Origin of the sequence: Acidovorax sp. sic0104 (genome assembly GCF_019219095.1) — a bacterium.
GTDB lineage: Bacteria > Pseudomonadota > Gammaproteobacteria > Burkholderiales > Burkholderiaceae_C > Acidovorax.
Genome location: NZ_JAHUWH010000002.1, coordinates 1 through 21598, shown reverse-complemented (window position 1 = coordinate 21598; position 21598 = coordinate 1). Strand labels below are relative to the sequence as shown.

Here is a 21598-nt window from a genome sequence, read left to right as displayed (position 1 = left end):
GCTAGGCGGGAATGATACCGCGCCGCCTGGTACTCCCTGCCCGGTGCGGCACCCCGAAACGCAGTCCGCGCCTCCCGCCGAGAACTATTTGACAAAAATCGGCTTCACCGCTGTCTGGATAAGCGGTAGCAGCTATCAATTTTGAATCAATGCGCTGGACCACCTGCCCCGGCCTGCAGCAGCGTCTGGCCGGTGTGCGCACCACGGCCGGGCAGATGGTCCGGTCACGCGTGCTGGAAGTCGGCGGCATTGGTGCTGCGCACCAGCGCTTCGAACTCGGCCACCGGCACTGGCGGGCTGAACAGATAGCCCTGCCAGGCGTGGCATTGGTGGCGCTCCAGGAATTCGCGCTGCGCCTCCGTCTCCACCCCTTCGGCGATCACGCGCAAGCCCAGGCTCGTGCCCAGGGCGACCACGGTGCGGGCAATCGCCGCATCGTTGGGGTCGGTCAGCACGTCGCGCACAAAGCTCTGGTCGATCTTGAGCTGGTCCAGCGGCAATCGCTTGAGGTAAGCCAGCGAAGAATAGCCGGTGCCGAAGTCGTCCAGCGAGAAGCCCAGCCCATAGCCCTTGAGCAGCCCCATCTTCTCGATGGTGTCCTCCACGTCCTGCAGCAGCAGGCCTTCGGTCATCTCCAGCTTGAGCTGGTGCCCCGGAGCACCCGAGCTGGCCAACGCCTCCAGCACCTGGGCCACGAAGTTGCCCTGATGGAACTGGCGCGGGCTGACGTTCACGGCCAGGCTCAGGGCGGCCAGCTCAGGGTGCTCCGCCCACGCCGCCAGGCGGTTGCAGGCCATTCTCAGCACCCATTCCCCCAGCGGCAGGATCAGGCCCGTCTCCTCGGCCAGTGGAATGAAGTGCGCGGGCGAAACGAAGCCGTCGCGCGGATGCCGCCAGCGCAGCAGCACTTCGGCACCGGTGATGCGCCCCCGGTCGATCTGCGGCTGGTAGTACAGCTCGAACTGGCCGAGGGCCAGGCCGATGCGCATGTCGCGCTCCAGGGCGGCGCGGGCGCTCACGGCGGCCTGCATCTGGGGGTCGTAGTAGCGCAGCGTGTCGCGGCCCGCGCTCTTGGCCTGGTAGAGCGCGAGATCGGCACGCTTGAGCAGTTCGTCCACGGTCTCGCGCATGCCGCTGAAGACCGTGACCCCCATGCTCAGCGAACTGTGGTGCGCTGTGCCGTGCAGCATGTAGGGGGCACGCAGCGCGGCCAGGATGCGCTGGCCCACCTCTTCGCTGCGCGCGGCGGCTTCTTCGGGGTTGTCGCCAAGATCTTCCAGCACGACCACGAATTCGTCGCCCCCCTGGCGGGCGACGGTGTCGTCCTCGTGCACGCACGCGCGCAGGCGCTGCGCAACCTGCAGCAGCAGGTGGTCGCCGCTGTCGTGGCCCCGGGTTTCATTGAGTGTCTTGAAGTTGTCCAGATCCAGCAGCATGAGCGCGCCGCTGCGCTGGTGGCGCGTACTGGCGGCAAGCGCCTGCTGCAGCCGGTCCATGAGCAGGCGGCGGTTGGGCAGGCTGGTCAGCGGGTCGTAGTAGGCCAGGTTGTTGATCTCTTCCTCGGCGGCCTTGCGCTGGCTCAGGTCCTGCATGGTGACCAGGTGCCCGGCCTCCACCTGCACGCCAGAAACCTCCACCGGACGCCTTGTGCCGTCGCGGCAGGTGATGAGGTACTCGGCACCTGGGATGACTCCGTCCGCAGCGGCCGCGCGCGACACCGCTGCACGCCAAGTGCCGCGCACCGCGTCACGCTCGGCGACGTTGGGAAAGGCCCGCTGCCACCAGGTGTCACCGTCAGGCACCTCTGCCTCGGTGTAGCCGCAGATCTCGACGTACCGCCGGTTGCGAAAGCTGATGCGGCCGTCGGGCTGCACCAGGCACAGGCCCATCGGAAGGCGCTCCAGGATTCCACGCAGCCGCTGTTCGTTGGTGCGAAGCGTGTCTTCCATGCGTTTGCGCGAGGTGATGTCCTGCACCACCGCGATGTGGTGGTCGGGAGTGGCGCCCGGCGACCACATCGGGGAGACCGTGAGATCGGCCCACACCACATGCCCCTCCTTGTGCAGGTAGCGCTTCTCCAGCCGGTACTCAGGGATCTCGGCCGCCTTGAGCCGCTCGAGCTGCCGCACGTCCTCCGCCAGATCGCCCGGGTGGGTGATGGCCTGGAAATTCAAGGTGAGCATTTCCTCCACGGTGTAGCCCACGATGTCCGCGTAGCGCTGGTTGATGCGCAGAAAGCGCCCGGTGGCGCTGTCCAGCATGGCCACCCCCACGCTGGCCTGATTGAACAGCGCACGAAAGCGCTCCTCGCTCTCACGCCGCGCATCGTCAGACGCCTTCGCCCGCACCAGGGCCAGAGTGCGCTGACGCACCAGCAAGCCCACGGTGGACGCGAGCAGCAAGGACACCAGGATCCCGCCCGCCCCGGCCAGAATGGGCAGCCGGGCTTCTGATGCCGACAGGAACGACCGCGTGGGACGGAAGGTGAGGCGCCAGCGCCTGTCGTGCACCAGCAGATCCCGCACGAACGGCTGCGAGTCGGGCAGTGCCGCAGACGACTGCAGCAGCAGAGGCCGCACCGTGGCGTCGGTGGAGCCCGCGCGCACCGAGCCGTGGTCGGCCATCGAGATGGCGATGCCGTTGAGCAAACCCTGGCTGCCCAGGGCCTGCACCAGGTCGTATACCCGGATGGTGGAGGCCACCGCCCCCAGGAAGCGTGGCTCGGGGGCGCCGGCCGTGTAGTCGAAGACAGGCACCCGGATGACGAAGCCCTGGCGGTGGATCTCTTCCTGCAGCAGATCGAAGGGCGCCGACGCCACCGTGTGCCCGCTGTCGCGGCTGTACTGCATGGCCGCGAGGTTCGTGGGCTGCGCGCTGATGTCAAGGCCCAGCACGCTTTCATTGCCCACCATCGGCCACAGGTACTCCGCCACGAAGTACTCGGCGCGCTCACCGGGGGGGCGGATGGCGAAGTCGGGGTAGCCGGTGGCAGAAATGGAGGTGTCGGCCCGCACCCGCGCTTCGTACGCGGCGCGTTCGGAGCCCGGTACCCACCGGGTGAACGACAGGTTTCGCACGCCCGGGTAACGCTGGCCGACATCCAGGTCGCTGGCGGCGCGCTCGAACTCTGCCCGGGTGAGCCGGGGGTTGGCTGTGAAAAGCCCGCGCAGTCCGTTGACCACTTCGGTGTGCCCGTCGATGCGCTGCCCCAGTGCATCGGCGAACGAGCGCGCTTCCTGCATGAACCGCGCCTGCCCCACTTGGGCCACCGCCTGCGCCTGTTGCCAGGCCAGCCACAGGCTCAACGCGATGCCCAGTGCAGCGACACCCACCCCGGACAGCCAATGCCGGTAACTGCCTTTTGAGGTGGAGGAAGACATGGCGTGAAGTACGGTGCAGGCAGTGTGCGGCGAAGTGTCTCAAGGGCCCGATCGGCAGCTACTGGCGCAGGATAGCTGCAATCACCCAGCCATTGGCGCTCCGCGCGCCATAACAACTGGTTACCGCTCATTATTGAAATAAAAGTACTGCCACCGCAACACCGCCGTGCGCAATCCGCTATCAATAGATGAGCAGTGCGCGGCAAACCAGCATGGCGGGCAAAAGACCCAGGCGCATGCGTCGGGCTACCCGGCCGCCGGGGCCGCCGCCACGGGGTACGGCGCGAAGCGGCTGCGGTTCTCGTTCACATCCAGCGCCCGGCCGATGGGTGGGAAGGCGCGCTGCGGGCACGCAGGCCGCTCGCACACCTTGCAGCCCATGCCTATCGGCACCGCCCCGTCGGGGTTGGCCAGATCCAGTCCTTGCGAATACACGAGCTGCGGCGCATGGCGCACGTCACAGCCCAGCGCCACCGAGAATTCCTTGCCCGGAGACCCCCAGCCGCCCCCGCCCCGCGACACGGTGCGCGCCACCCACAGGTAGGCCCGCCCGTCCGGCATGCGTGCCAGCTGCGGCACGATGCGGCCCGGCTGCGCGAAGGCCTCGTACACGTTCCACAGCGGGCAGGTCCCGCCGATCTTGGAGAAGTGGAAATGCGTGGCCGACTGGCGCTTGCTGATGTTGCCCGCCCGGTCCACCCGGATAAAGAAGAACGGCACACCGCGCGCGCTGGGCCGCTGCAGGGTGGACAGCCGGTGGCACACCGTCTCGAAGCCCACGCCGAACTGGTGGCCCAGGCGGTCGATGTCATAGCGCACCGCCTCGGCCGCGCGCAAGAAGGCGGCATACGGCAGCACCAGCGCCCCCGCGAAGTAGTTGGCCAGGCCGATGCGCGCCAGGGCCCGGGCCTGCCCGCTGGACAGCCCTGCTCCGTCGGCCAGCCGCCCCAGCAGGGGGCTCACCTCCAGGAAGGCCAGTTGCGTGGCCATCTGGAACGCTCGCTGGCCGGGCTCCAGCCCTGCCGCCAGCTGCAGCACGCCCGAATCCGCATCGAACACGCGCTGCGCCTGGCCCGGCAGGTCCACCACGCTCACCACCCGCACACCGTGGGCCTGGGCCAGCCGCTGCGCCAGCGCCTCGTCGGCCTGGCCCGGCTTCAGGGACCACTGCGCCGCAAACAGCTCGGCTGCGTCGTCCAGATCGGCGATGTGGTTCTGGCGGGCGAAGAAGAAGTCGCGCACTTCCTCGTAGGCCATGGGGGCGTGGGCGCCCGGCAGCCGGGGCGCCGCGCCGCGCTCGTCGCCCAGTCCCCACTGGGTGTTCTGGGTGCTCAGCGCCTCCAGCCGCTCCAGCGCCTGGCGGTGGCGCTGGTGCAGCGCCAGCAGCGTGCGGGCCACGGCGGGCATGCCAGCCGCCAGCTCGCGGATCTCGGCCAGCGACACGGCATCGCCCTCCCCGCCCACATCGGCACCCACGCCGGCAGGCAGGTCGGCCAGCGCCTCGCGCAGCCCGGTGATCAGACGCGCCTCGTCATCGTCGGAGAAGCGCTGCACGTCCACGCCGAACACCGCATTGATCTTGAGCAGCACCGGCACCGTCAGCGGCCGCTGGTTCTGCTCCAACTGGTTGAGGTAGCTGGCTGACAGGTCCAGCGCGCGCGCCAGCGCCACCTGGGTCATGCCACGCTCTTCGCGCAGGCGGCGCAGACGCACGCCCATGAAGGTTTTTTTCATCGATCGGCCTCGCCGTGAATTTGCAAACTTCGCAAATTGCAGCCGCTTCATTCGCAAACATTTGCCAATTCAGCCCTTCTGCAGGGCAGCTATTGTGCGTAGATTGCGAACCATGACAACCCCCAACGGCACCCTCGAGCTCACAGAAATCATCTTTCCCGAGCATGCCAACCATTACGGCACCCTGTTCGGCGGCAACGCGCTGCACCTCATGGCCAAAGCGGCGTTTCTGGCCGCGCGCGGCGCCGCGCAGCGTGATGTGGTGATGGCGGGCGTGACGGATGTGTGCTTTCTGGCCCCGGTGCCCGTGGGCCATGTGCTCACGCTGCGCGCCTGTGTCAGCCGCATCGGCCGCAGCTCGCTCACCGTGTGTGTGACAGGCCTGGCCACCACGCCGGGATCACCGCCCGATGAGGTGCTGAAGGGGATTTTTGAAATGGTGGCCGTGGATGCCAAGGGACGCCCCGCTGCCATCACCACCGCCTACGTTCATCAGGAGACCGCATGACTACAACCACCACCGCAGACACCCCAGGCTTCAAACCCAAGAAATCCGTCGCGCTGTCGGGCGTGACAGCCGGCAACACCGCCCTGTGCACGGTGGGCCGCACGGGCAACGACCTGCACTACCGGGGGTACGACATCCTTGACATGGCAGAGGTCTGCGAGTTCGAGGAGATCGCTCACCTGCTGGTCCACGGCAAGCTGCCCACGCGCGCCGAGCTGAAGGCCTACAAGGCGCGGCTGAAGGCCCTGCGCGGCCTGCCGGCCAGCGTGAAGGAGGCGCTGGAGAAATTGCCCGCCAGCAGCCACCCCATGGACGTGATGCGCACCGGCGTCTCGGCCCTGGGCTGCGTGCTGCCCGAGAAGGACGATCACAACACCCCCGGCGCGCGCGACATTGCCGACCGTCTGTTGGCATCGCTCGGCTCCATGCTGCTGTACTGGTATCACTGGAGCACCCAGGGCAAGCGCATCGACGTCGAGACGGATGACGACTCCATCGGCGCGCACTTCCTGCACCTGCTGCACGGCACACGGCCCGGCGCGGCGTGGGAGCGCGCCATGCATACCTCGCTCAACCTGTACGCCGAGCACGAGTTCAACGCGTCCACGTTCACCGCCCGCGTGGTGGCGGGCACAGGCAGTGACGTGTATTCATGCATCACCGGCGCCATCGGCGCGCTGCGCGGCCCCAAGCACGGCGGAGCGAACGAGGTGGCGTTCGAAATCCAGAAACGCTATGACAGCCCGGGCGAGGCCGAGGCCGACATCCGCCGGCGCGTGGAGGCCAGGGAGGTCGTGATCGGCTTCGGCCACCCGGTCTACACCGTGAGCGACCCGCGCAACGTGGTCATCAAGGGCGTGGCCCGCTCGCTGTCAGAGCAAGCGGGCAGCACCAAGATGTTCGACATTGCCGAGCGGCTCGAAGCGGTGATGTGGGAGGCCAAGAAGATGTTTCCCAACCTCGACTGGTTCAGCGCCGTGAGCTACCACATGATGGGGGTTCCCACCGCCATGTTCACGCCGCTTTTCGTCATCGCGCGCACCAGCGGCTGGGCGGCGCACATCATCGAGCAGCGCGCCGACAACAAGATCATTCGGCCCAGTGCGCACTACACGGGGCCCGACGACCAGATCTTCGTGCCCATTGGGGAGCGGCGGTGAGACGACCTGCTGCGCCCGGCCTGGCCCGCTCAGTCCGTCTGCCGCAAATGCAGCAGCGGGTACGGCCGCCCCTGCCCGTCGCGCGGCGAGCGGCCTACCTGCACGAAGCCCATGCGCTCGTAGAAGCCCACGGCCTGGGGGTTCTGCTCGTTCACATCCACGCAGAGAGGTGTTCCCGCCAACTGCCGGGCATGGGCGAGCAATGCCCGCCCCAGGCCCTGTCCGCGCGCCGTGTCGTGGATGAACAGCGTGTCCACCTGGCTGCCTGTGAGCCCGAGGAACCCCAGCGGCACGCCCTGCGCGCCGCACGCCACCCACAGCGGCGCATGCGGCAGGTAGTCGTTGGCCACCTGCGCTTCGATCTGCGCGAAGTCATCGGCGCAGAGAAAGCCGTGCGTGGCCAGCACAGCGCTGCGCCAGACATCAAGCAGCGCAGGGGTATCGTCGGGCAGGGCTGGGCGGATCTGCATTGAACACAACCACATAGAAAGAAAAGGGCGCGGATATTAACCGAACGCCCGCCCTCACAAATCCCATGAACACTCTCTTTCGCCGCCCCTTGCCCGGCACCCCGCTGGACTACTTCGACGCCCGCTCGGCCGTCGATGCCCTGCAACCCGGCGCCTGGGACACCCTGCCCTACACCTCGCGCGTGCATGCCGAGAACATCGTGCGCCGGGCCGACCCCGCCATCGTGGACGACTGTCTGCGCCAGTTGATCCATCGCAAGCGCGAGCGCGACTTTCCTTGGTTCCCGGCACGGGTCGTGTGCCACGACATCCTGGGCCAGACTGCCCTGGTGGACCTGGCCGGCCTGCGCGACGCCATCGCCGCCGCCGGGGGCTACCCCGCCCAGGTGAACCCCGTGGTGCCGGTGCAGCTGATCGTGGACCATTCTCTGGCCGTGGAGTGCGGCGGGTCCGACCCGGACGCGTTCGCAAAGAACCGCGCCATCGAGGACCGCCGCAACGAAGACCGCTTCCACTTCATCGAGTGGACGAGAAAGGCGTTTGCCAACGTGGATGTGATCCCGGCGGGCAACGGCATCATGCACCAGATCAACCTGGAGAAGATGTCGCCCGTGGTCCATGCCGACGACGGCATCGCCTACCCCGACACTTGCGTGGGCACCGATAGCCACACGCCACACGTGAACGCCCTGGGCGTGATCGCCATCGGCGTGGGCGGACTGGAGGCCGAGAACGTGATGCTGGGACGCGCATCGTGGATGCGGCTGCCCGAGGTCGTGGGCGTCGAGCTCACGGGCCGGCGCCAGAACGGCATCACCGCCACCGACGTGGTACTCGCGCTGACCGAATTCCTGCGCCGAGCCAAGGTGGTGGGCGCCTATCTGGAGTTTCACGGCGACGGCGCCGCCATGCTTACCATCGGCGACCGCGCGACCATCTCGAACATGGCGCCAGAGTACGGCGCGACGGCCGCTCTGTTCAGCATCGACGGCCAGACCCTGGACTACCTCGCGCTGACGGGCCGCACCGCCAGCCAGCTGCGCCTGGTCGAAACCTATGCCAAGGCCGCCGGGCTGTGGTCCGAGACCCTCAAGGGCGTGGTCTACAAGCGCAACCTGAGCTTCGACCTTTCCAGCGTCGTGCGCAACATCGCCGGCCCCTCCAACCCGCACGCCCGCGTGGCCACGGCAGACCTGGCGGCCAGGGGCATCGCCCGGCCCTGGACCATGCCCACCGAAGAGGTGGGCACGTTGCCCGAGGGCGCGGTGATCATCGCCGCCATCACGAGCTGCACCAACACATCCAACCCGCGCAACGTGATCGCGGCAGCGCTGCTGGCGCGCAACGCACGCCGGCTGGGCCTGGCCCGCAAGCCCTGGGTGAAGTCGTCACTGGCCCCCGGCTCCAGGGCCGTGGAGCTGTACTTGCAGGAAGCAGGCCTGCTGCCCGACCTGGAGGCCCTCGGGTTCGGCATCGTCGCTTTCGCCTGCACCACCTGCAATGGCATGTCCGGCGCACTCGACCCCGCCATAGAGCAGGAGATCATCGACCGAGGCCTGTACGTGGCCGCCGTGCTCTCGGGCAACCGCAACTTCGACGGCCGCATCCACCCCCATGCCAGCCAGGCGTTCCTGGCCTCGCCACCGCTGGTGGTGGCCTATGCGCTGGCCGGCACCGTGCGCTTCGATATCGAAAACGATGTGCTCGCGGTGGTGGACGGCCGGGAGATCCGCTTGAAGGACATCTGGCCGAGCGATGCAGAGATCGACGCCGTGGTGACGGCCGCTGTCAAGCCGGAGCAGTACCGCGCCGTCTACGAGCCCATGTTCGCCATCCGCGCCGACCACGGCGATGCGGCAAGCCCTCAGTACGGCTGGCGGCCCCAGTCCACCTACATCCGCCGCCCGCCCTACTGGGACACCGAAGGCGTCGGCGCGCTGGCCGCCAGCCCGCGCACCCTTGAGGGCATGCGCCCACTGGCCATCCTGCCGGACAACATCACCACCGACCACCTCTCGCCATCCAACGCCATCCAGATGAACAGCGCGGCCGGCGAGTATCTGCACCGGATGGGCGTTCAGGAGGAGGACTTCAACTCCTACGCCACGCACCGGGGCGACCACCTGACCGCCATGCGCGCCACCTTCGCCAACCCCACGCTCCGGAACGAGATGGTGCGCAACCCGGACGGCAGCGTGAAACCCGGCTCGCTGGCCCGCGTGGAGCCGGAGGGCCAGGTCATGCGCATGTGGGAAGCCATGGAGACCTACCTGGACCGCCGCCAGCCCTTGATCATCATCGCCGGAGCCGACTACGGTCAGGGCTCCTCGCGCGACTGGGCCGCCAAGGGCGTGCGCCTGGCGGGGGTGGAGGTGGTGGTGGCCGAAGGCTTCGAGCGCATACATCGCACCAACCTGATCGGGATGGGGGTGTTGCCGCTGGAGTTCGAGCCCGGAACGAACCGGCACACGCTGGGGCTGGATGGGACTGAGACCTATGCCGTGGACGGCGAAGTGGCGCCGCGTGCAAACCTTGGGCTGCGCGTCTGCCGCAGAAATGGCGAGGTGATGGCTGTGACAGTCATCTGCCGTGTGGACACTGCCGAGGAGGTTTCGGTCTATGAAGCCGGTGGCGTGCTCCAGAGGTTCGCGCAGGATTTTCTGGCGCAGGGTGGGGGCGGTGCGACGGCCCCCTCTCCCCAACCCCTCTCCCGCGAGGGGAGAGGGGCTGCCCCTGGCAACTCTCGGTGGTAGTTGTCGGAGCAGCCATCACATCAACAGGAAGCCATCTAGCATCCACAGACCCGCACTGTCACTGCCCACGATTCTCCCATCTCCCCTCGCGGGAGAAGGGCCGGGGGAGAGGGGCGTCACCACGACCACCAAGCGTCAATCCATCCCCCTAACCCCGCCCACCCAGAATGAAAAAAGCCATGCCATGACACCCCATCCACCCCAAATCAAAATCCCTGCCACCTACATGCGCGGCGGCACCAGCAAAGGCATCTTCTTTCGGCTGGATGACCTGCCCGCACCCGCCCAGCAACCCGGTGCCGTCCGCGATGCCATCCTGCTGCGCGTGGTGGGCAGCCCGGACCCCTACGGCAAGCAGATCGACGGCCTGGGCAACGCATCGTCCAGCACCAGCAAGGCTGTGATCCTGTCGCGCAGTACACGGCCCGGGCACGACGTGGACTACCTCTTCGGCCAGGTATCCATCTCCCAGCCCTTCGTGGACTGGAGCGGCAACTGCGGCAATCTCTCGGCGGCCGTGGGGCCCTGCGCCATCCACATGGGGCTGATCGATGCGGCGCGCATCCCGCGCGACGGCAGCCTCGCCGTGCGCATCTGGCAAGCCAACATCCGCAAGACCATCGTGGCGCATGTGCCGATCACGAATGGGCAGGTGCAGGAAATCGGAGATTTCGAGCTCGACGGCGTGACCTTCGCGGCCGCCGAGGTGCCGCTGGAATTCATGGACCCCGCCGACGATGCACAAGGCGCAGGAGGCGCGGGTGCGATGTTCCCCACCGGCAGCGTGGTGGATACGCTGGAGGTGCCCGGCGTCGGCACCTTCGCCGCCACGCTGATCAATGCAGGCATTCCGACCATTTTCCTGAGCGCCCAGGAGCTGGGCTACAACGGCACCGAGCTGCAGGACGCAATCAACGGCGACGCGGCAGCGCTGGCGCGCTTTGAAGCCATCCGCGCGCACGGCGCCCTGCGGATGGGCTTGATCCGAGAGCTGGCGGATGCTGCCACCCTGCAGCACACGCCCAAGATCGCGTTCGTGGCACCGCCCGCCAGCTATACCGCCGCGAGCGGCAAGCACATCGACGCCACCGACGTAGACCTGCTGGTGCGCGCGCTCTCCATGGGCAAGCTGCACCACGCGATGATGGGCACGGCGGCCGTGGCCATCGGCACGGCCGCCGCCATCCCCGGCACGCTGGTCCACCTGGCCGCAGGCGGCGGTGCACGCAACGCCGTGCCGGGATCCGTGTGTTTTGGCCACCCCTCGGGCACCTTGCGCGTGGGCGCCGAAGCCGCGCACGTCCGCGGCCAATGGACGGTGACCAAGGCGCTCATGAGCCGCAGCGCACGCATCCTCATGGAAGGCTGTGTTCGCATCCCCGCCGACTGTTTTTGAACCACCCGCATGAATACCAAACAACAACTCAAGGCCCTGGCCGAAGCCCGCCGGGGTGTCATCGTGCCCGGCGCATTCAACGCCCTCTCCGCCCGCGTGGTGGCAGATCTGGGGTTCGAGGCGCTCTATGTCACCGGCGCCGGCGTCACCAATATGTGGTTCGGCCTGCCTGACCAGGCGTTCATGGGCCTCACCGACATTGCCGATCACACGGCCCGGATCCGCGATGCCGTGGAGCTGCCGCTCATCGTCGATGCCGATACGGGCTTCGGCAACGCTCTCAACACCTACCATGCCGTGCGCACGCTCGAGCGCGCGGGTGCCGACTGCATCCAGCTAGAGGACCAGGTATCGCCCAAGCGATGCGGGCATTTCCACGGCAAGGACGTGATTCCCACCGCGGAGATGCTGGGCAAGATCAAGGCCGCCGTGGACGCACGCCGGGACGCGGACACTCTCATCCTGGCCCGCACCGATGCGTGCGCCACGCAAGGCTTTGAGGTCGCCGTGGAACGCGCGCAACGCTTTCAGGAAGCGGGGGCCGACATTCTGTTTGTGGAGGCCGTGACGACCGCCGAGGAGATCCGCACCCTGCCCCGCCGCCTGGCGGCCAGGCCGCAGCTCATGAACATGGTGATCGGCGGCAAGACCCCCATCTTCAGCGCCGACGAGCTGGCCACCCTGGGCTATGGTCTGGTGCTGTATGCCAACGCCGCGCTGCAGGGCGCCGTGGCAGGCATGCAGAAGGTGCTGACGGTACTGCGCGACGAGCGCCGCGTGCTCGAAGACCCAGCCCTCGTGGCGCCTTTTGCCGAACGCCAGCGCCTGGTTTGCAAGCCGCAATGGGACGCGCTGGAAAGAAAGTATGAATGAAAATCGCCTTCAGCGCTTGCGCCCATTGCGCCGATAGCTACTCTATTCATAGCAAAATTACAAAACAGCCCGCACCTGCCATGCGCCAGGGCTGCCCGCCATGGCCGGGATCGACCCAACAGCCGGGCAGCAGCTGGGCAACGCGGCTCACCGCTCGCCCATCGACTGCGACAGCGTCTTGGTAATCGGCTTGGTCAGGTAGCTCAGCACGGTCCGCTCCATTGCCTTGATGTCGACGGAGGCGGTCATGCCCGGCCTGATCTTGACATCGCCTCCCTTGCTGAATTCCTTGCCACGGATGCGGATCTGCACGCGGTAGTACGGCTCGATTTTGCCCTGGCGGTTTTCTTCGAGGGTGTCGGGACTGACATAGAAAACCTCGCCTTTCATGGTGCCGAAAATCGAGTAGTCGTACGCGTCGAGCTTGACGCTGGCTGTCTGCCCGACCTCCACGAAGGCGATGTCGGACGTGCTGATCTTCGCCTCCACGATCAGGTCTTCGCCCGTGGGCACGATCTCCATGACGACGTCTCCGGGCTTTGCCACGGCGCCGACAGTGGTCAGCTGGATGTTCTTGACCTGGCCTGCCAGCGGCGCCGTCAGCTCGGTATGTTCCAGCACCTGCTTGCGATCGCGCACTTGCTCGACCTGCGTGTTCAGGTCTTCCTGCGCCTTGGTCATCTCCGCCTGCGCATCCTGGAAGAACTTGTTGCGCTTGTTGGCGATCTGCGCCTGGATCTCGGCAACCATGCGCTTGAGCCTCAACACGTCCGCCAGGCTCACGTCGCCCGTGGCCACGAGCTTCTGGTTCATGTCCAGCTCCTGTTTTGCCAGGTCCATGGCAGCGCGCAGCGACGCCACGTCTTCGTCGATTGCCTGCTTGCGCCTCTCGTAGAGGGCCCGCTGGTTGCGCACATACTCCGGGTAGGCCATGAGTTCAGCCTCGAAGACCAGCGGCTCACCGTACACCTCGGCGCGCAGGCGCACCAGCGCTGCGCGCAGAGCGGCCAGCTTGGACTGAGAATCGTCCACAGCCGCCTCTGCGCGCGCCTTTTCCAGAGTCACCAGCAATTGGCCCGCCGTCACCTCATCCCCCTCGCGCACATGCAGGCGCGTCACAACCCCCAGGTCCACGGACTGTATGACCTGCGTGCGCGCACTGGCGATCACCTGTGCCTGCGCGCGCGTCACCTGATCTATCTTGGAAAACGCCGCCCAGGTCACCAGGGCAATGATGCCGATCATCGCCACCCTCAGGGTGTGGCGAGCGCGGCGCGGCGGTATGGTCAAATCATCGACACCGATGTCCGCGGCGTCCAGGTAGGGTGCGGCCTCGCCACGGGAGGGGGGCACAGTGTTCATCATCGGATCTTTTTTCATGCGCGCATGGCATCCACGTCCTGCGCATCCACATCGGGCTGTGACGGCGCTTCCGGAATCTTCTTGAGCCGCGCCAGCACGGCGTCACGCGGTCCATCCATCACCATCTTGTTGCCAGACACCACGATGACCCGGTCCACCAGAGGCAGCACGCTGGGTTTGTGGGTGACCACGATCAAGGTCTTGTCCGCGCCGACCTCTTCGGCCAGCACAGTGAGGCAGCGTTTTTCCTGCGCCGAATCCATGTTGGCGGTGGGCTCGTCGAGCAACAGCACCCGGGGGCGCGTGAGCAGCAGCCGGGTGAAGGCGACCAGTTGCCGCTGGCCGCCGGACAGCCCTTTTCCACCTTCGTGGATCGGCAGATCCAGGCCGCGTGGATGACCCGCAACCAGATGGACCAGGCCCGAGCGCTTCAAGGCTTCCTGCATGACGTCGTCGCCCGGGTCGGGCAAGCCGATGAGCAGGTTCTCGCGCAGGGTTCCCTGGAAAAGGCGGTGCTCCTGCTGCAGATAACCGATGTGCTGGCTGACCACCTGCGGATTTACCTGTGCCAGATCCAGGCTGTCGATCAGCACCCTGCCCGCCGTGGGCCGGTACAGACCGGCCAGGAGCTTGAGCAGCGAAGACTTGCCCGATCCGATAGGCCCGATCACCGCCACCTTCTCCCCAGCGTGGATGACGAGGTTCTGCAGCGACACGGCCGCAGGGCCCTGGCCGTACGCGAATGCGACATCCTGAAGGACGTAGTGGCCTCGCAGGGACTGGGGCAACAGGGGACGCGGCACGCCGTGGTTGTCGGTCTGCAGCGCATACAGCGCTTCCAGCGAGCGGGTCGCGGCTCTCGCGTGGGCATGCTGGACGATCAGGCTTGGCAAGGCCACCAGCGGCGCCATGATGCGACCGCCGATGATGGAGCAGGCAATCAGGGCCCCCATGGTCATGCCGCCATTGATGATGACCCAGGAGCCAAGCATCACAATGCCCACGTAGCTGAGCTGCTGAAGCATGGCCGCCAGGTAGCCTGCGCCTTCGCTCACATGGCGCATGTCAGCGTCCTGCCGGACGGTATCGCGGTTCACCTCGATCCAGCGGGAGAGAAACTTCCAGCCGCCAACGCCGGCCTTGATGGTCTCGGCCCCCTCCACGGCTTCGACCAGAAGACCGGTCTTGCGGCTCGCCGCAGCCAAGCCCTGGTTTGCCAGCGCGGTCACGCGCCGGTGCCTGGCCATGCCAACCGCCAATGCCAACAAGCCGCACACCAGAGGCACCAACGCAATGAGCGGGTGTCCGATCACCATCAACACGGCCAGGAACAGCAGCGCCATCGGGAAGTCCACCAGTGCGAACAGTGTGCTGCCCGTGTAGAAACCGCGCACTTGCTCGTACCCTCGGATCTGCCCGGCCAGGCTGCCGACCGAACTGGGCAACTGGTCAATCCGCACGCTGAGCAGGCGCTGGAAGATATCCCGGGACAACCGGCTGTCCAGGCCCGCAGTGATCGAGTCCATGACCCTGGAACGCGCGAACTTCATCGCTGTCTCCAACACGATAGCCAGCAATACGCCCGCGCCCAGAATGACCAGGGTGTACTCGCTGCGGGTGGGAATCACCCTGTCGTACACCTGCATGGAAAACAGTGAGATCGCCAACGCCAGCAATCCCATGAACACCGACGCCAGGGCCGCTTCCGTCAGCACGCCCCGGTAGCCACGCAATGCGGCCCTGAGCACGCCCGCGAACGAGCCAGTCTGCGCCCCGGCGTTGCGCTGGCGCATGGCAAGCAGCGCGATTTCGCTCAGCGACGCCTCCTCCACAGGCCGGGTGCCATCGGCAAACTCCACCACCCACCGCTGCTGCGGGTCCCGGTCGACCACAACCCCCCATCCATCGCTTCGGGTTCTGCAAAGGAGCGGCAGCATCACGCGGTCGGGGTGGTCCAGAGCCACCGGCGGGTTGACATCCATGCTGCTGCATACCGCCGTGACCCCCTGCAGGGATCGCACACGCGGATGCCGCTGTACGGCAGATCGCAGGCGCATGGCGTTGATGCTTACGCCCTGCAACTGGGCTAGTCGTTCCAGGGCCGAAACCAGGGATCGCTCGATATGGTCGCTGTGGTGGTTCATCGCAAAGGCCCCATGCCGCCGGCATGCATGTCGCTCAACGCGCTCGCTGCCGGCAGTCCAAGAATAAAAGGGCAGCAGCACTGCTTGCGGCGCTGCTGGGCATGTGGGAAAACGACACGGTCAGGGCGTGCTCTGCTGCCAATCGAGCTCACCCCGAACCACTTGGAGCCGGTAGGCCCCCGCGAGCACCGCTGCACGCGCGTCTACAAGGGAAAGCCGGTTGTCGCTGCCCTCGCGCACGGTGTTGAGAACTTCTTGCCAGCTGCGCTTGCCCGCGACGAAAAGCCTTTCGTTGGAGCCGAGCACCTGCACGGACGACTCCACCGCCGTGGTCAGGGCGTCGACGCGCATCTGTGCGCTGTTCATGTTCTCCAGATCGGTCCGCATGAGCTCGTTGAGCTCGCGCTGGGCCGTTTCTGCAGCGAACGCCTGGCCCTGCGCGCGCTCGGACGCTGCCCGGCTGAGCGCCAGTGACGAAAGGCCCGCGCCCGGCTGAAAGCGCACACCAACAAATACGCTGCGCTCGCCTGGCACGACGGCACCACCAGCGCGGTACTGCGCCTTCAGGTACACCTCCGGACCCAGGGCTGCCCGTTGCACGTCGGCCTGGTACTGCACGACCCTCGCCCTCTCACGGGCCTTGCGCACTGAGGGATGGCGTTCAATGGCGTCGTCTATCCCCTGGCCCAGCGCATGCCGGGTGTCCGAAGCGGAACTTGCCAATGCGTCCAGCGGCTGCTCCGCGTCCCATGCGGTTTCGCTCACAGGCTCGCTTCCCACCAATTGGCGCAGGCGATTGCGGGCCAGAGAGCGCGCCGTGCGTGTCTGCTGCATGTCCACCCGCGCCTGGAACGTGCGCCATTCGAGCAATGTGAATTCAATCTGCGGCGACACTTGCGCCTCCACACGACGGCGCATGAGCGCCTTGTAGCGATCAAGCTGGTTGATGGTGCGGGTGGTCTCCAGAATGCGCTCGTCCGCCTGCACCATCGCTACCCAGGAGTCCACCACCCGCAATGCGAGCTGGTACTGGACCTCCGACTTCTGTGCCTGCTGCAGAGCCTCCTGCGCACGCGCCATGTCCCGCTGCGCGTCCAGACGACCGCCTGTCCACAACGGCTGCTCCAGGCTCAGCTGGGTGGAAGGCCGAGATGTATTGGAAGAGGTCTGCGCGGCCAATGTAGGAAAGCGCTGCCAGTCCGCAGCGGACACTTCCTCCTTGGCCGCACGCACGAACGCGGACTCCATGCGCACCGACGGATGCGATTCCACCGTCTGCCGGATCAAGCCCAGCAGTACCGGCGAAACGGCTGGCTGCGCCAACGCGGCCCCACCCACCTGCAGGCACAAGGCCACGCCCAAACCTCTCACGCCGCGCAATGCGAATACCGTGGTCGTCCCCGATGCTGCTTTAGCCTTTTTCACTCAACCCTCGCTGGCGCCCACAGCATGCGCTGCAGGCAATCTGTCCACAACTCCACCATCCCTGGCTGGCCGGCCACGGCCTTGCAGGCCCGTGGCTTCGGTCAGAAAGGCATCAGATGACCTGATGCAACGTGGCGTTGTTGTCCACCAGCAGATGCGCCCCCGCGTTGCTCCACACCGCGTAGGTGTGGTTGTCCACAGTGGCCGTCGCACCGGTGTTGGTCCAGTTCGCGTCGTCCAGGCGCACGACGTCGTTGCTGTCGGCGGTGGTGTCGTCGGTGGTCGCGCCCTTGGCGATGCTGCCCGTCACGCTGCCTGCGTTGTCGCTCACGCCGGTGATGGCTGGCGCTGCAGGGGCATCGCCCAACAGCTTGAAGTTCCAGCCATTGCTGGCCGGGCCTTCGTTGCCGGCCGCATCCACGGGGCGTGCCGTCAGGTTGTGGTCGCCGCTGGCCAGCGGCGTGGTGGGCTCAAAGCTCCAGCTGCCGTTGGTCACCGTGGCGCTGCCCAGCAGCACTGCGCCGTCATAGACGTTGACCTTGGCAACGTCGGCGCTGGCGCCCGAGCCCTTGAAGGTGGGGCGTGCATCGTCGGTCACGCTGCCGCGAGCTACTTCGCCCTTGATGGCGCCTACGTCGTCCAGAAGGGTCAAGGTGCCTTCGCTGCCCGGCTGCGGGGCAGAAAAATCCACCACCAAATTGAGCGGATCGCTCGGTGCGCTGGTGTTCCCCGCAGGATCCGTCGCGGTCGCGGTTATGGCATGCGCGCCGGCACTCAAAGGCTGAGCCAGCGCAAAGCTCCAAGTGCCGTTGGCTTGCACCATCACGCGGCCGAGCAAGCTGCTGCCGTCATACACGCTGATGAGGTCGCCAGGAGCACCTGCACCGCTCAAAATGGGGGTTGTGTCATCGGTGGTGCCACCATTTGCAACCGTTCCCAGGACAGTCCCTTGGTCGTCTGTAGCGACGATTGGACTTGGCTTGGCCGGGGCCGTGGTGTCCAGCAGGATTGCGTATGCACTTGTCTCCGGGCTCGCCTGTCCCGCGGAGTCGAAGGCCTTGGCCGTCAACAGCTTGGTGCCGTCGCCTGTCAGCGCTGTGCTGGTCACTGTCCAGCTGCCATCGGCCGCCACGGTGGTAGAGCCCACCTCGACGCCATCGGCATACAGTTTGATCGTGCTGCCCGCTGTTCCCGTGCCGTTCACGGTAGGAGTCGGGTCATCGGTCGGTGCGCCTTTGGCAATGTTGCCGGTGACGCCGCCAAGGTTGTCGCTCACGCCGGCGATCACCGGCATGGTCGGTGCGTCGCCCTGGACCTTGAATGTCCAGGCCTTGCCAGCCTGACCCTCGACGCCGGCAGCATTTACCGGCCGCGCAGTCAGACTGTGGTCGCCAATTGCGAGTGGGGTCGTCAGTTCGTAGCTCCACTCACCATTGCTGTTGAGGTTGGCCGTGCCCAGCAAGGTATTGGCGTCATACACGTTGACCTTGACCACGTCGGGACCCGCGCCGATGCCACTGAAAGTGGGCCTGGTGTCATCAGTGACGCCGCCCAAGGCAATCAACCCCTGTATGGCACCGACATCGTCCATTAGGGACAGAGTACCTTCGCTGCCGGGCTGTGGCCCACCGCCCATGATCGTGAGGCTCAGCGCCGGGCTGTTGCCGCTCTCATTTCCGGCCGCGTCGGTCAGCGTGTAGCTGAGGCTGCGAGCGCCATCGGCCAGGGCGCTTAGGGGGGTCAGCGTGCCAGTGATCGGGTCGTACGAGGCCGCCACCTGAACACCATCCACATACAGCTTGGGTGTGTCCGATAGGTTGACTCCCACCAAGACGCCTGGCTTATTGTCGTCGGTCGTGGGCGCCGTGCTGTTTGCGCTCTGAACCAGGCCTACGTCGTCCTTGTATCCAGCAGGCGCTGCCAAAGGGGTAGCCGGGGGGACAGTGTCGACCAACAGTACCAGGGCGTCACTTTGTTCGCTCACGCCGCCCGAATCATTGGACTGAGTGAAAGTCAGACGGTGGTTGCCTTCGGGAAGAGGTGCCGTGGGGGTCAGCGTGCCTGTCAGGGGGTTGTAGATGGCTGGCACTTCCAGTCCGTCCACATACAAACGAGGGTCGATCAAATCCCGTCCCACATTCAGCCCTGGCGTGGCGTCGTTGGTCGCAAACGCTGTGCTCTGCGTGTTGAGAACGGGGGCGGCGTTGTCGTCGTAGCTGCTGGGTGCGGAAGGCTTTGACACACCGGTGGTGATCACAGTGATCGAGGTGGGATCGCTTTGTGCGCTTTCGTTGCCCGCAGCATCGCTGACCGTGTAGGTGAGCTGGTGTGCCCCATCCGACAAGGCGATGCCAGGGGTCAGGGTACCCATGGCCGCGTCATAGGTAGCAGCCACGAGCACGCCATCAACGTAAAGTTTGGGTTGGGTGTGACCTGAGCCGATGTTCAGCCCAGGAGTGTTGTCGTCGGTCGTTGCGGCAGTGCTGCTCGCGTTTTGCACCGCCCCGACGTTGTCGTTATAGCCTGTGGCTGGAGCTGGCTTGGCCGGTGCCGTGACATCCACTGTCAGCATCAGCGGGGCGCTTTGCTCGCTATAGACGCCGTCACTGTTGGCATGGGTGTACGTCAGGCTGTAGGCGCCTTCAGCCAGTGGCGTGTCCGGGGTGAGCGTACCCGTCTTCGGATCGTAGGTCGCAGCCACTTCCTTGCCGTTGACGTAGAGCTTGGGATTGAGCAGGCCAGTGCCGATGTTCAGCCCTGGCGTGGTGTCGTTGGTGGCGGCCGCAGCGCTGCGGGCATTGATGACGGGTGCGGCGTTGTCGTTGTAGCTCGTTGGGGCGATGGGCTTGTGGGGTGCGGGCGCCGGGGCTGGTACGGGTGCGGGCGAGCCCGGATCCTGCGCGGCGATGGCGGCGGTGGAAAGCACAGCCCCACCCGCCAACCACATTGGCAGTGCAGCGAATCCCCCAACTACGCCAAAAGCAGTCGCAGGCTCAGCCAGCACCTGTATCACCGGTTCACCGCCATCCATCAGGAACGGCAAGGACTGGTCGAAGCTGTCCGACTGAGCGACGTAGTCATAGACTTCGCCATCTTTTCCGTAGCCCACCAGCTTGGCGCCTTCCTGCTCATAGAAGCCCTCGATCACGAGATCGGAACTGCCGGAGCTATCTTCTAGAAAATCCACCTGGAGATCCGAACCCACCCGGCGGACCTTGACGATTTCTGGAGCCCACTTGGAATCAGCCTGCAACAGTTCGATGGTGGCGCCGCCTTTGGCACTGATCCTCGCCGGATTGCCTTGACCAGGCGTCACTACCGTCTTGATCCCGGCCGACCTGTCGACAACACCTGCTTTGGATGTCGCCGACTTATCGATGGTCACCACGGATGCATGGATTTCAGCAGTCATTTAATTCCTCGTATTTTCTATACTAAAAGCTCTGATTCACTTACTACGGACCAAGCCGGTCGTTCAGATGAATTGATTGCAGACATTAATTTGACAAACAGCAACCCACCCGCAAGTCAACGAGACATGTAGTAAGTGCGGGGGTGCGCAAGCTCATGCAAAGATGCGTTGCTGAGGCGTCTGATGCCCAACGCCGATCAACAAAGTTTTCTGCGCCATGGTGGATGTTAGAGATTCATCTTCATTCTTTGTCAAGCCAATTGATGATTGATCACTATCGAAAACTCTGGCATTTTTAAATAGCGCCGGCATGACTGATGGCCAGACATATAAATGCCGAACACGAATACCGCACCCCGCAGCCGTTGCCATCATGGTGCCTGACATGCTTGCGCACCTGGGGGTCATTCAATGCCGTGAGTCCCTTAGCAGCACTTATCCGAGAGAGGCAAAGCGACTCGCCCACCTTTTCCCGACTTAATCCCACCACGCTTGCTGCAGATAATTTTTCGACGTTTGGGAAGCACTTGAACGCCGACGCATCAACAGCTGCCGCATGTCACCATGGGTCGAATAGCTGTTATTTGCAAAAGCGCACCAGTGGTGTGAAATTTTTGTTGTAATATTTCGATAAATAGCGCAGCAACGTGAAACCAAGTTCACCAGAATGTTCACCCATAACTTGAGTGAGCATTTACCACACGGCGGGCAGCACCCCAGGGTCATTGAACAAGAAATTGAATTATGTTGGCTACCTGGATATGAACATTTCGAAACCAAATCACTTGCCAAATGATCTGCCGTTTGCAACCTTTTAAACAGGCAATCTGCTCAATGCAAAATATTCGACTAACTGTCACATCCCGGACGATCATATGGCCGCTTGTGAAACAGATCCGGGTGCTCTTGGTACCACTCTTTCATGGCCTGCATTGGCGTACTACTCTTGAGCGCTGACTGTGGCAACTGGTGGTTGTACAA

At 65.3% G+C, this 21598-nt stretch carries 13 protein-coding genes and 1 pseudogene; 5 read left to right on the top strand and 9 right to left on the bottom strand.

Going from position 1 to position 21598, the window contains the following annotated elements; genetic code table 11:
• Nucleotides 1-224: 224 nt before the first annotated feature.
• Nucleotides 225-3380 (bottom strand): EAL domain-containing protein, encoded by a 3156-nt coding sequence (locus tag KW835_RS04305; RefSeq protein WP_218381077.1) that lies wholly within the window; start codon nt 3378-3380, stop codon nt 225-227.
• 246 nt (nt 3381-3626) lie between these two features.
• On the bottom strand, nt 3627-5114 hold the full coding sequence (locus tag KW835_RS04300; RefSeq protein WP_218381076.1) for a short-chain fatty acyl-CoA regulator family protein: 1488 nt from the start codon (nt 5112-5114) through the stop codon (nt 3627-3629).
• A gap of 112 nt (nt 5115-5226) precedes the next feature.
• On the opposite strand from KW835_RS04300, the gene KW835_RS04295 reads away from it, so the two are divergent.
• Together KW835_RS04295 and prpC are read left to right on the top strand one after the other, a co-directional pair.
• Nucleotides 5227-5622: an acyl-CoA thioesterase gene (locus KW835_RS04295; protein WP_218381075.1), complete on the top strand. Its 396-nt coding sequence runs from the start codon at nt 5227-5229 to the stop codon at nt 5620-5622.
• On the top strand, nt 5619-6782 hold the full coding sequence (prpC, locus tag KW835_RS04290; RefSeq protein ID WP_218381074.1) for a 2-methylcitrate synthase: 1164 nt from the start codon (nt 5619-5621) through the stop codon (nt 6780-6782). Before KW835_RS04295 ends, prpC begins: the two co-directional genes overlap by 4 nt.
• Nucleotides 6783-6811: 29 nt before the next feature.
• On the opposite strand, the gene KW835_RS04285 is transcribed toward prpC, so the two are convergent.
• The gene (locus KW835_RS04285) at nt 6812-7252 is read right to left on the bottom strand and encodes an acetyltransferase (RefSeq protein WP_218381073.1); all 441 of its coding nucleotides are present in this window, start codon (nt 7250-7252) and stop codon (nt 6812-6814) included.
• Between the two features lie 65 nt (nt 7253-7317).
• Here KW835_RS04285 and acnD point away from each other — a divergent pair, with 65 nt between their 5' ends.
• From acnD to KW835_RS04270, 3 genes are all read left to right on the top strand, one after another.
• On the top strand, nt 7318-10005 hold the full coding sequence (gene acnD, locus KW835_RS04280; protein ID WP_218381072.1) for a Fe/S-dependent 2-methylisocitrate dehydratase AcnD: 2688 nt from the start codon (nt 7318-7320) through the stop codon (nt 10003-10005).
• Nucleotides 10006-10189: 184 nt separating this feature from the next.
• Nucleotides 10190-11401 carry a 2-methylaconitate cis-trans isomerase PrpF gene (gene prpF, locus KW835_RS04275; RefSeq protein ID WP_218381071.1) on the top strand — a complete coding sequence of 404 codons (1212 nt, stop codon included), beginning with the start codon at nt 10190-10192 and terminating at the stop codon, nt 11399-11401.
• A gap of 9 nt (nt 11402-11410) precedes the next feature.
• On the top strand, nt 11411-12274 hold the full coding sequence (locus tag KW835_RS04270) for an oxaloacetate decarboxylase (RefSeq protein WP_218381070.1): 864 nt from the start codon (nt 11411-11413) through the stop codon (nt 12272-12274).
• A gap of 147 nt (nt 12275-12421) precedes the next feature.
• Here the strand turns inward: KW835_RS04270 and KW835_RS04265 are convergent, their stop codons facing one another.
• From KW835_RS04265 to KW835_RS04240, 6 genes and pseudogenes are all read right to left on the bottom strand, one after another.
• Nucleotides 12422-13636: an HlyD family type I secretion periplasmic adaptor subunit gene (locus KW835_RS04265; RefSeq protein ID WP_218381069.1), complete on the bottom strand. Its 1215-nt coding sequence runs from the start codon at nt 13634-13636 to the stop codon at nt 12422-12424.
• A 14-nt stretch (nt 13637-13650) separates the two neighbouring features.
• Entirely contained in the window at nt 13651-15429 is a 1779-nt protein-coding gene (locus KW835_RS04260; protein ID WP_370633577.1) for an ATP-binding cassette domain-containing protein, read from the bottom strand.
• A 471-nt stretch (nt 15430-15900) separates the two neighbouring features.
• A complete protein-coding gene (locus KW835_RS04255) occupies nt 15901-17136 on the bottom strand; it encodes a TolC family protein (protein WP_218381067.1) in 1236 nt (411 codons plus the stop codon).
• Nucleotides 17137-17317: 181 nt separating this feature from the next.
• Nucleotides 17318-20617: an Ig-like domain-containing protein gene (locus tag KW835_RS04250; RefSeq protein ID WP_218381066.1), complete on the bottom strand. Its 3300-nt coding sequence runs from the start codon at nt 20615-20617 to the stop codon at nt 17318-17320.
• A gap of 153 nt (nt 20618-20770) precedes the next feature.
• On the bottom strand, nt 20771-21004 hold the full coding sequence (locus tag KW835_RS04245) for a hypothetical protein (RefSeq protein WP_218381065.1): 234 nt from the start codon (nt 21002-21004) through the stop codon (nt 20771-20773).
• Nucleotides 21005-21466: 462 nt separating this feature from the next.
• A pseudogene (locus tag KW835_RS04240) lies at nt 21467-21598 on the bottom strand (IS481 family transposase); the annotation flags it as partial.

What these genes read in the sequence shown, in the direction of transcription:
- KW835_RS04260 (WP_370633577.1), bottom strand. Translation starts at nt 15,429, where the DNA reads ATGCGCCAGCGCAACGCCGGGGCGCAGACTGGCTCGTTCGCGGGCGTG.
- prpC (WP_218381074.1), top strand. Translation starts at nt 5,619, where the DNA reads ATGACTACAACCACCACCGCAGACACCCCAGGCTTCAAACCCAAGAAA.
- acnD (WP_218381072.1), top strand. Translation starts at nt 7,318, where the DNA reads ATGAACACTCTCTTTCGCCGCCCCTTGCCCGGCACCCCGCTGGACTAC.
- prpF (WP_218381071.1), top strand. Translation starts at nt 10,190, where the DNA reads ATGACACCCCATCCACCCCAAATCAAAATCCCTGCCACCTACATGCGC.
- KW835_RS04305 (WP_218381077.1), bottom strand. Translation starts at nt 3,380, where the DNA reads ATGTCTTCCTCCACCTCAAAAGGCAGTTACCGGCATTGGCTGTCCGGG.
- KW835_RS04245 (WP_218381065.1), bottom strand. Translation starts at nt 21,004, where the DNA reads ATGTCAGGCACCATGATGGCAACGGCTGCGGGGTGCGGTATTCGTGTT.
- KW835_RS04300 (WP_218381076.1), bottom strand. Translation starts at nt 5,114, where the DNA reads ATGAAAAAAACCTTCATGGGCGTGCGTCTGCGCCGCCTGCGCGAAGAG.
- KW835_RS04270 (WP_218381070.1), top strand. Translation starts at nt 11,411, where the DNA reads ATGAATACCAAACAACAACTCAAGGCCCTGGCCGAAGCCCGCCGGGGT.
- KW835_RS04250 (WP_218381066.1), bottom strand. Translation starts at nt 20,617, where the DNA reads ATGACTGCTGAAATCCATGCATCCGTGGTGACCATCGATAAGTCGGCG.
- KW835_RS04265 (WP_218381069.1), bottom strand. Translation starts at nt 13,636, where the DNA reads ATGAACACTGTGCCCCCCTCCCGTGGCGAGGCCGCACCCTACCTGGAC.
- KW835_RS04295 (WP_218381075.1), top strand. Translation starts at nt 5,227, where the DNA reads ATGACAACCCCCAACGGCACCCTCGAGCTCACAGAAATCATCTTTCCC.
- KW835_RS04285 (WP_218381073.1), bottom strand. Translation starts at nt 7,252, where the DNA reads ATGCAGATCCGCCCAGCCCTGCCCGACGATACCCCTGCGCTGCTTGAT.